At 61.7% G+C, this 9,708-nt stretch carries 10 protein-coding genes; 4 read left to right on the top strand and 6 right to left on the bottom strand.

Annotated features, from left to right (window positions below):
• A partial coding sequence (locus Q8M82_RS21280; protein WP_305693296.1) for a type IV secretory system conjugative DNA transfer family protein occupies positions 1-396 on the top strand: 396 nt, incomplete at its 5' end.
• 263 nt (positions 397-659) lie between these two features.
• On the opposite strand, the gene Q8M82_RS21285 is transcribed toward Q8M82_RS21280, so the two are convergent.
• The 5 genes from Q8M82_RS21285 to repA all read right to left on the bottom strand — a co-directional run bounded on the left by Q8M82_RS21285 (position 660) and on the right by repA (position 5,133).
• On the bottom strand, positions 660-1,088 hold the full coding sequence (locus Q8M82_RS21285; RefSeq protein ID WP_305693302.1) for a type II toxin-antitoxin system VapC family toxin: 429 nt from the start codon (positions 1,086-1,088) through the stop codon (positions 660-662).
• Complete coding sequence (locus Q8M82_RS21290) at positions 1,085-1,339, bottom strand: type II toxin-antitoxin system Phd/YefM family antitoxin (RefSeq protein WP_305693297.1); 255 nt, start codon at positions 1,337-1,339, stop codon at positions 1,085-1,087. The genes Q8M82_RS21285 and Q8M82_RS21290 overlap by 4 nt, the downstream gene beginning before the upstream one ends.
• 144 nt (positions 1,340-1,483) lie before the next feature.
• Positions 1,484-2,713, bottom strand: a complete 1,230-nt coding sequence (gene repC / locus Q8M82_RS21295; RefSeq protein ID WP_305693298.1) for a plasmid replication protein RepC — start codon at positions 2,711-2,713, stop codon at positions 1,484-1,486.
• Between the two features lie 189 nt (positions 2,714-2,902).
• Entirely contained in the window at positions 2,903-3,925 is a 1,023-nt protein-coding gene (repB, locus tag Q8M82_RS21300; RefSeq protein WP_305678380.1) for a plasmid partitioning protein RepB, read from the bottom strand.
• Positions 3,922-5,133 carry a plasmid partitioning protein RepA gene (gene repA, locus Q8M82_RS21305; protein WP_305693303.1) on the bottom strand — a complete coding sequence of 404 codons (1,212 nt, stop codon included), beginning with the start codon at positions 5,131-5,133 and terminating at the stop codon, positions 3,922-3,924. Before repA ends, repB begins: the two co-directional genes overlap by 4 nt.
• A gap of 555 nt (positions 5,134-5,688) precedes the next feature.
• Here repA and Q8M82_RS21310 point away from each other — a divergent pair.
• From Q8M82_RS21310 to Q8M82_RS21320, 3 genes are all read left to right on the top strand, one after another.
• Positions 5,689-5,931, top strand: a complete 243-nt coding sequence (locus tag Q8M82_RS21310) for a type II toxin-antitoxin system Phd/YefM family antitoxin (RefSeq protein WP_305693304.1) — start codon at positions 5,689-5,691, stop codon at positions 5,929-5,931.
• Positions 5,932-6,467: 536 nt separating this feature from the next.
• Positions 6,468-6,875 (top strand): toxin-antitoxin system TumE family protein, encoded by a 408-nt coding sequence (locus Q8M82_RS21315; RefSeq protein WP_305693299.1) that lies wholly within the window; start codon positions 6,468-6,470, stop codon positions 6,873-6,875.
• 58 nt (positions 6,876-6,933) lie between these two features.
• Positions 6,934-7,200 (top strand): HVO_A0114 family putative DNA-binding protein, encoded by a 267-nt coding sequence (locus tag Q8M82_RS21320; protein ID WP_305693300.1) that lies wholly within the window; start codon positions 6,934-6,936, stop codon positions 7,198-7,200.
• Between the two features lie 178 nt (positions 7,201-7,378).
• Here the strand turns inward: Q8M82_RS21320 and Q8M82_RS21325 are convergent, their stop codons facing one another.
• Positions 7,379-9,373 (bottom strand): ParB/RepB/Spo0J family partition protein, encoded by a 1,995-nt coding sequence (locus Q8M82_RS21325; RefSeq protein ID WP_305693301.1) that lies wholly within the window; start codon positions 9,371-9,373, stop codon positions 7,379-7,381.
• Positions 9,374-9,708: the final 335 nt, after the last annotated feature.

Here is a 9,708-nt window from a genome sequence, read left to right on the forward strand (position 1 = left end):
CTCATGGCCGGCTACGGCGTCCAGCTCTGGCCCATCCTCCAGGACGTCCATCAGCTCCGCGCCACCTATGGCCGCCGGGCCGGCACGTTCCTCTCCAACGCCGGCGTCCTCCAGGTCTTTGGCGTCAACGATCACGACAGCGCCCGCCTGGTCTCCGACCTCACCGGCCAGGAGACCGTCGTCTTCCAGACCATGAGCCGTGCGCTCGATTCCGAAAAGTCCGGGATCTCCTATGGCGAGCAACACGTCGCACGAACGCTCATGACCCCCGACGAAGTCCGCAACATGCACCCAACAGCCCAGATGCTGTTCATCGCCAACCAACGCCCCATCATCGCCGGCAAATTGCGCTACTTCGCCGACCGTGAGTTCCAAGGCCTGTTCGACTATGCCTGACGGGCGATTCTGAGGGCGCTGGGGCGCTGGGGCTCTTAAAGCCGGCGGACCGGCGCTACGCGCCGATAACTCCTGCACGCGGCCCTCCGGCTCTCTACGGCGCTATGACAGAGCGCGTTCGCCTCCGGGCCGGCGCGGCAAAGCCGCAAATGTTCTTATCCTTATGATTTGGAACGGGTTGTTCCGTCTTAACCAAATAAACCCGGTATTGTCTTGGTCCGTCAGACGATCGCTAGGTGACCCTCAAAGCTGCGGCCCTGCACTTAGCGCTCATGGTTCCACGGGTTGACGACGGTCAGCCCGATCGGCGCAAAGTCCGCCATGTTGCGCGTGACCAGGGTCATGCCATGTACGATCGCGCTGGCGCCGATGAAGGCGTCGCGCTCGGGGCGCGGGGCGGGCGCGTGAAGACGCGCGCAGGCGAGCGCCACGGCCCGGTCGATCAGAACGGTTCTTTCCGCGAATTCAGGCAGGACATAACCGTCCATCCAGGTGCGCAGCCGCGCGCCCTGTGCAAGATCGCGGCGCTCGATCAACAGAATCCCGAGCTCGAGCTCCATCAGCGTGACAGCCGATACAAAGAAGGTCGCGGCATCGACCGCCGATAGCCAAGCCACGACTTGGCGATCGGCCTTGCCGTCTCCTGCCTTCCGCAATTCGGAGATGACGTTGGTATCGAGCAGAAACATCAGGAGAACTCGGCCGGCCGCGGCAAGGTCCGCATTGCCGGGATCTCCAGATCGACATCCGACAGGCCAGGCATAGCCAACGCCTCGACGATGCTGCGCCGCGCGCCTGCTAGCCGCTGATAGGCCTCATAGTTCAGCAACACCTGGGTCGGACGGCCACGATTGGTGATGACGACCGGGCCCGTCCGCGACGCCTTCTGCGCCTCGCTCGCGTTCTGCTGAAACGCCCGGCTCGAAACTGTCGTGATCGACATGGCAAACACCGCTCACAATGGATGTTTATACATTAGAACAAAGACCGCAGTTTGACAATACGACGAGGCCGACAGGTCATGGACCAGTCGCTGATCAGCGGTTCGCAAAGCCTTTGGATATCGCTTGGCTGCGCCACATCATCTTCACGCCCGCTTCTTCTCGCGCCGCCGGCTACCGATCAGCGCCATCAGCATCGGCCCGAGCGAGAATTCCGCCGCTTGCGCCTTTCGCGTCAGCTCGCGCAGATAGCCGCCGGCGCTGGTGATCGCTTCGCCGCGCTGCAGGATCGCCGCCACGACGATCGACGCCTGAACGTCGTCCATGACGCCGATGGCTTCCTCCCAGGCGCTCGGACTGATCCCCAGCATCGGCCGGACCACGGCGACCGTCGCCAGGAAGTCGCGCCAGTTGGCGATCCCGCCCTTCGAATAGTCGATCAGATCGGGACAGGCGTCCAGAACCATGCCCAGCGGGAACGACCCATCCGGCACCCGCTTCGGTTCCGGCACGATCTCCAAACCGCCACCCCTGCTTTCTGGAAAGCGAGGTTCAAGATCAACAGGGGAGTCTGGATTTGAATTCTGTATGTGACGCTCATTTTGAGACTCATTGCCGCTCATATTTTGAGATTTGATATGCGTTTCCAGCAGGTTGAGGATTTCGTCGGCGAGCAACGACAGCTCATCCGCGACCGGCTCCAACGCCCGGCGTGTCGGGCTACGCGGAATCCGCGCCATGATGCCGCGATAGAGCTGGTGGATCTCGGCCCAGTCGGCCGGCCCCTGCCCTGCTGCCTGCGTCGGAACGCCTTCTTCAATCCCCGTCGCGATCATCTTGACGATGTCGCGCCGGCAGATCGTGATCCGCTCGCGGACCAGGCGCAGCGCCCGGGCTTCGGCCTCGACCTCGGCCGCGAGGGCTTCGAACTCTTCCGATCGAACGACGAGCGGGGCGAGGTCGAAACCAAAGGCGAACTCGATCTCCCCGCTCCTGCCCTTGCGGGCGTAACGCTTGCCGTTGGGGCTATCGCGCCGGACGATCAGGCCGGCATCAACGAGCGCCGCCAGATGGCGCCTGAGCGTCGCCATCGGCATGCCGTGCGCACGCAAGCCGAGTTGGTGGTTCGAGGGGAAAACGACGAGGCCTTCGCCCGTGAGGACGGTTTCGGGGTGGAACGACAGCAGCGCATCCAGCACCGCCAGCGCCCGCTCAGGGACGCCCAGCGCGTTCTTGGCCGTGCAGATTGCCCGGAAAATGTTCCATTTGTGGACCGCTTTCTCCAGCGGACGCGTCTTTGCAATCACCTGGCTCGCCACATGAGCAAGCGTCAGCGATCGCCGCCCAAAGGGCGTCGTCGAGAGTCGTGATTCCATTGTCTTTCACCTAGCGTTAGGCAAAAGAAATTTGCTCGCCGAAACGACGCAAAGTCTTAACGAGACTCTTGACGGTGATTCGTGGAAATGCGATTCTCTAGGTGTCAGACTATGAGAAGGGCTTCCGGAACACGTTTCGGGGGCCTTTTTCTTTCGCGCTCGTGCTCTCCTGGTTGCGGGCTATCCTCCTCACTGTCCTTGCTGCTTCTGGTGCAGCTCAAACAGACGAGGCAATTCGTTGAGAACGAAGGAAGCGAACTCCGGCGACACTTTGCGATCGACCGTGAGTGTTACCCGCTGCTTCGTCTCCGCGATTCTTCCCACTTCGCGGCCCGCGTGCGAAACTGCGGTTGCGTCACCATGGGATGGGGATTTTTCCGAGAGGCCCTTGAAAAGAGCTTCGAACCTCTCTTTCGAAGCAAGCTTCCCAAACGACGCCTCTGCCGCCAACTTTCGTGCTTTCGCGACGTTAAGCTTAGAGGTCAGGAGATTAGCGAGCGCCATCCAACTGCGTCGGCCGACAGAATGAGCTGGCCCGACGCTTTCGATAAGGTCATCGGGCACTCGGTTTGCAACAGACAGCATGTTCGACAGGTCGCTGCTGTAGACGGCCAGAGCGGACGTAATTACGTCGCGAGAAAACTGGCGATCGAGCCGTCGAGCGAACAGCGCCTTCTCAATATACGACAAATCCTGCCGTTCGTTGTTTTCCTGCCCCTGAGCAATAACAAGCTCTTGGTCCGTGAGCGATCTGACCACAGCCTTGATCGGTCGCTCGAGCGCCTTCGCAGCGCGCCAGCGACGATGACCAAAGGCAATTTGATACTTGTTCGCCTTCTCGGGGTGCGGACGGACTAAGATTGGGACTTGCTGGCCTTCTGCCTTAATCGACTGTACAAAGTTCCCAAAGGCCTCGTCGTCGACTTGCATGCGGTCTGGAACGAACGAAGGCTCTACGTCGGCAACGTCGAGCTCGACGATTGTCTGGCCGGCGGAGAGCCGGCGCTCGATTTCTTCGGCGCGCTTGGTCCGCTCGCTCATCTCTCCAAGTGATTGGCCCAAAGCGCCAACAGGCGAGCGTCGCCCCGTCTCCTGAGCTTCGTTTTCCAAAGCGGCCATGAGCGGTCGCATCGCCTGTCTACGCGGCGTGGCGCCGGACTCGGTTGGCTGCGACCCAGGCGCTGGCAGATCGGCGAAGATTTTTCGGCTCATGCCGCCCTCCCCCATGCCTTGCGTATCATCGCTTCAATTTCGCCGTTTACACTCTCGACGGACTCAAGGGCGCGATCGTAGGTAGATCGCGTGAATTGGTTGCGCTCGACTTCGAATATGGTTTGATTCGTCAAGCCAGCGTCCGAAATCGCGGTGCTCTTGAGCATCGGGTGATTTAGGACGTGGTCCCCAAAGATGGAGCGTAAAAATGCCACCATCTGGTTCTGCGGTCCGTCGCTCGGCTCGAAGCGTGTGATCAAATACTTCATCCAGAGATAGTTCGACGACGCGCCAGCCTTGCTGATTTCCTCTAAGAGGTCGCCAGTCATCGCCAGAAATTGGTTCATCGACATGACGTCGAGCATCTGAGGATGCACGGTGATGAGAACCGATGTAGCCGCTGTCAGCGCAGACATGGTCAAGAACCCGAGCTGCGGAGGACAATCCACGACAACAACGTCGTAGGCATCCTGAATCTCCGAGAGAGCCTGCCCTATGCGCGCAAAGAACATGGTGTCTCCGGGAGCGCGCCGCATGAGGGCTTTGGGAGTGTCATGCTCAAACTCCATGAGTTCGAGATTGCCCGGGATAAGGTGGAGATCCGGAATGTAGGTCGAGCGTACGATCTCAGCGACCTGGCGCCGGTGCTCATCGTATCTAATCGCGCCATACAGGGTTTCGTTCGGACCCACGTCCAATTCGGGCTGATGCCCAAATAGCGCCGACAAACTAGCCTGCGGATCGAGATCAATGGCTAGGACTCGATAGCCCCTGAGCGCCAAGAATTGCGCCAGGTGGGCTGTCGTCGTGGTCTTCCCTGATCCACCCTTGAAGTTCATCACGCTGACAACCTGGAGCGCCTCGTCCTTCGATCGCCAAGGCAGATAGCGACGATGTCCGCGTGCCCCTCCATCAAGAATCTTGCGGATTTCGTGGACTGCTTCGACGGAATAGGATCGCCTGCCCCCTGGCGACAGGTTGCTCAAATCGGGGATTTCAGACGCTATCTGCCGCAAATAGCCCTCTGTCACCCCAAGGAGCTTCGCCACTTCAGATGGAGAGAGATTGCGAATCCCTTTTTGGGCATTTGGCGGAAACGTGGTGAGGTGATGCGCCTGCAATTGGGCAGCCAACATCGCGGACTGGCTCTGAATTAGCGACTTCAGTCCTTCCTTCACCTCGGCGGGCTTGGCAGCGCTTATAACCACGGTTCGAATCGCCAGTGCAGTTGCGGTATTTTTGCGGGATTGCGTTTTTTTCCGCAACTGACGTGACTATGCCCGATTCGATGATTCTAGCAACAACAATAGGGTTAACGCTCATTAACCATTGTTTCGGGAAATTGTCGCCACTGTCCATGACTGGCCGCTTCCAGGACTAGCCGCGGCTAACTGACTGCCTGCGCCCGGAGGGCCGCCGCCCTCAATCTCCAGAATTAGCCGCGGCTAATTTTCGTTGTGGCCCTCGCCCCGCGCTTCCTGAGCAAGCGCCTCCGCCGGAGCGTCATTGCGACACGGTCATGCTACCAAGCAGGCGGCCCCCATGAGTGCCGGGCGCTAGCGAGAACCCGCGGGTGTCGAATACGACCCGCCTTCTGCCGGCATCCGGCTCCAACGTTTCTGCCCGTCCTTGTCCCGGAGCTTGGAGCGGCCAAGGCTGCTCAAACCTCGCCCCGCCATTCCTTTACCGCAGCTTCGCATTGCATGGCCCGAACCAGCACAGCATGGTAGGGTCATCACCCGTGATCACACAGGGTGTGCCGCATGAAAACCATTAATCTGAAAGAGGCCAAGACGACCTTATTGGCCATCATCGAGGCGGCGCAACACGGCGAACCGACGATCGCGACCAAGCACGGCCGGCCGGCGGCAGTGATCGTGCCGATCGCGGAAGGGCGCAAGCTCTTACGCGATGATCGACCGAGCTTCGCCGAGTTGCTCCTCTCGATACCCCATGAGCTCGAGATCGAACGTGACCGCTCGCCGTCACGCGAGATCGAGCTATGACGGACTAGCTGCTCGCTACTGATATCGTCAGCCAACTCGCTCCAGACAAGAACGGACGGATCGCCGGCGTCCTGACTGAGGAGGCGCGGGCTAATGGTCGCCACTCTGGCTTATCGGACGTGCTGATCGCGGGAACTGCGCAGACGCACGAGCACGGACTCCTGACCGATAATAGGCGCCATTTCGAGCCGCTGCGTCTCAGCATCCGTCTATTCAATCCGCTGCAAAGCAACCTGCCAGCCACCGACTAACGACAATGACCCCTTGGGCATCGGACGGAACCATGGGCGAGGAGGGGAGCATTAGGGGCAGGGCTTTGGGGCACCCTTGATCTGGTCCTGGGCCGGTCGATCCCGCGCACGACCAGTCCCCGCGCGGGAAAACCGCCCGAACCACAAGACCCACGGCTGCTTCAATCGAGGGATGACGGTCGCGAGGGCGGCGCGCTGCCTGCTCTACCGCCACTGACACAAGCGAGCCGACCCGCTGGTACAACGAACTTGCTTTTCATATCGTTCACAGATATATGATTTGAGGTGACCGATGAAAACATGTTGCGCCTCCTGGGCTACGATCGCCGCCGGTTTTGGCTCGATAACGGCTGGAGTATTCGATTCCGAGTAGCATTGGTGCCGGAGACCCTGGCGCGGCCCTTTGGCGTGAAGTACTCATTCACGTTGCACGATGTGGATAAAACCCGGCTGCTCGGCTTCGATAATGCCCATGGCGTCGCAAGAGCCCAAGCCTATGATCACCGTCATCGCTTTCGGCGGACTGCCGAGCTGGTGCCTTACAATTTTCAGGGAGCCGACGAGCTCATTGTCGATTTTTTCGCTGCTGTTGAACAGGCATGCCGGCAAGAGGGCGTAGCTTTTGACTTCGTCGACGAGGACACAGAAGTGGAGGATGATGATGAAACGGACGAGTCTGGCAACCCTTCGTGACGAAATGCGCGCGGTGGCGCGAGGCGAGGCGACCCCAACATCACGGCCGGCCGCTCCCATGCTGGCTGCACTCTCGGCGGAAGCCCTCGATCTCCTCGGCGTGATGCTGCGGGAACATCCCCAGACTATCGGGCAAGTGGTGGCGCTGACCGGGCGAGCGCAGCCTAACGTTTCGCGTTCGCTCCAGCAGCTCGCCGCCCATGGGCTCGTTCGACTGGTGCGTGACGGCCGCGAGGTCAGACCCGAACCCGTCGTCCGGTCGCTGACGGTCGATTTCGCCACCGGAACGTACGAGGCGCAAACCGTTGCGGCATCGGCGGCCTGAGAAAAGTCCATCGGGGCGGGCAGGGGAGCATGAGGGGCGGGGCTCTGGGGCGCCCCTGATCCGGTCCTGGGCGGGTCGATCCCGCGCAGGACCGGTCCCCGCGCAGGAATACCGCCCGAGCTGTGAAGCCCGAGCGGCTGTTCCGTCATATGGCTCGCGTGCCGTGCCGGCTGGGAAGCTACTCTGCCGCCATTTGCGTGGCATGCCCATCGCCGGCGTCATCGTCGCGATCGTCCAGTTCGCCAACCCGATCCGCAACCGGCATCGTGAGCGGGGAGGGGAGCCAACCCTTGCCGTCCAGTTCGCGCTCGGCCTGAGCGACGGCCTCGGCCTTCGGGCTGCGCTCGATCGCCTTGGCGGCATCCTCGGAACATCCAGCCTCGCGCAGGATCCCGGCGATGGTCGACTTCGATAGACGCGACAGGAACTCCCGTTCCGGACTCCACCATGACCGCATGTCGAGATTGACGGCTTGGGCGATCTGGTTGGCCTGAACGATGCGACCGCGACTGATTTCATGACGAGCCGTGACGGCGTTGAGGTTCGCCGCCGACACGACGGCCAAGAGGTCCGTCAGCGTCTCGATCGGCTGATCGATCAGCCATTGCCAAAGGTCGGCTAGATCGCCGGGAAGCCTATAGGCCCATGCCTCCACGATTTCGGTCCAGCCGCTCAGCGCCCGGCAGGCTTCGGGTTGCCTGATGCTGAGGTCGAGAGCCTTGCGCTCGCCCCTGATTTCGACCGCCGAATGCATGTGCAGACCATGACGGCGATCATAGAAGCAGGCCAGAACCAGCGGGTGCAGCATTGCCGCCATGGCGATCTCCGGTCGCTGCGCCAGTTCCACGCGAAGCGCCGCGGTGCGGATCGCCGTCAGTTCCTCGATCAAGGTCGCCGAATATCCACTCGGCTCGGATTCGAGCGGAGAGGGCAGGGCAGGGGTCTCATCACCATCGTCGTGGGCATGATCGCCATGACGAAACCGGTCCAGCGCGGCGCGATCTTCCGTTCTGACAAGACCGCGCGTCACCTGCAGCGCGCCATCGTAGCCGATGGCGACAAGGCACCCGGCCAAGGCCTGTTCGTCGGGGAAGAACCGCTCGGCCGCGTTCCTGATCGCCTCGATGCGCTGTTCGATTTCGGCGAGCCGCACCTCATCGACCTCGATCTGCGGATCACCTTCGGCATAGGCCTCGATCTGCTCCACCAAGGCGTCGTAGCTCTCACCAAGGCCAGCAAGCTCGACATGCTCGGCTTCGGTGTGATCGCGACGCTGCGGATGGATGCGATCATAGCCAGCATGGTGGACGCTGTCGGCCTCGATGCTGATTTCCATCCACTTCCAACCCTCCAGCCGGATCGCATCCCCGGCCGCTTGCAGAATCTCGGTCGCCAGTTTCATCGCCAAGGGCCGATCGGTCAGGAACGTTGCATCATTATCGAAAAACAGGTCACGCAGCACGGCCCCGCCCGAAGCCTCGTAGGCCTCGATGCCGATGAAGCGCGCCAGCCTGTCGGTGCTGCGAATATGCTCGCTGGTCAGCGCAGCGCGCAGATTGCCCGGGCTGCGGCTCCAGCCGTCGCGGCCGAACCATGCCGCCTCCTGCGCCGCATGATCGTCGGTGATCGCCAGCGCGCGGGCCTGCTCGATCGTGATCTCGTCAGCGCGCATCGCCTCCAAAATCTGCGGCGACAAGGCGGCCAGCTTCAGGCGCTGGCGCACCGTGACGACGGACTGGCCGAACCGGCTGGCGATGGCGTCGGCCGGCAGGCCTTCCTCGACCAGGCGCTGATAGGCCAGGACCTCATCCACGACATGCATGGCCTCGCGTTGTGTGTTCTCGGCCAGGGAGATTTCGGCATCGCGCTCGGCGGCCAGCACATTGCAGGGGATGTCGATATCCTTGTCGAACCGACCCTCCTTCGCCAGCAATCGCAGCGCCGCCAGTCGCCGCGCGCCGGCGACGACCTCGAATTTCTGGCCCTTCGCCGCTTTTCTCACCGTGAGGTTCTGGATCAGGCCGTGCGCCTCGATGCTGTCGGCCAGTTCACCAATGCCAGCGGTCGAATTGACCTTGCGGACATTGGCCTTGCTCGGGACCAGCTTCGACAGGGCGATCTGCTGGATGGTCGTGGCGAGCGTGCCGATCGTCGGGTTGTTGGTCGTGGTCATGGTGGTCTCTCCTGTTTTAGGCCGAAGGCCGTCACCCGGCAGGGTGCAGGTCCGCCTGCACCTCTGCCTTCGCGGCGAGCAGCGGGGAGAGAGGGGGGCAAGAGCCAAATCGGGAGGGGTATCGCCCACGCGCACGCGCCGGGCGAGGGGCCGCGGCACGAGGATCCTCGCCTGAGTCCTGCACAAGCCGCTTGCGGTCGTGTCCCATCGCGTGGTGTAGCTGAGGGTGGTCATCGGCGATTGCCGGTTAGGTTTGGGTTGCGAACGCCAACCCTGAACCGCGAGATCCCCGATGACCGACGAGATGATGAACCTGCGCGGGCTGCTGGAGAAGA

It is taken from the genome of Allobosea sp., from assembly GCF_030694325.1.
In the GTDB taxonomy this organism is placed as follows: domain Bacteria; phylum Pseudomonadota; class Alphaproteobacteria; order Rhizobiales; family Beijerinckiaceae; genus Allobosea.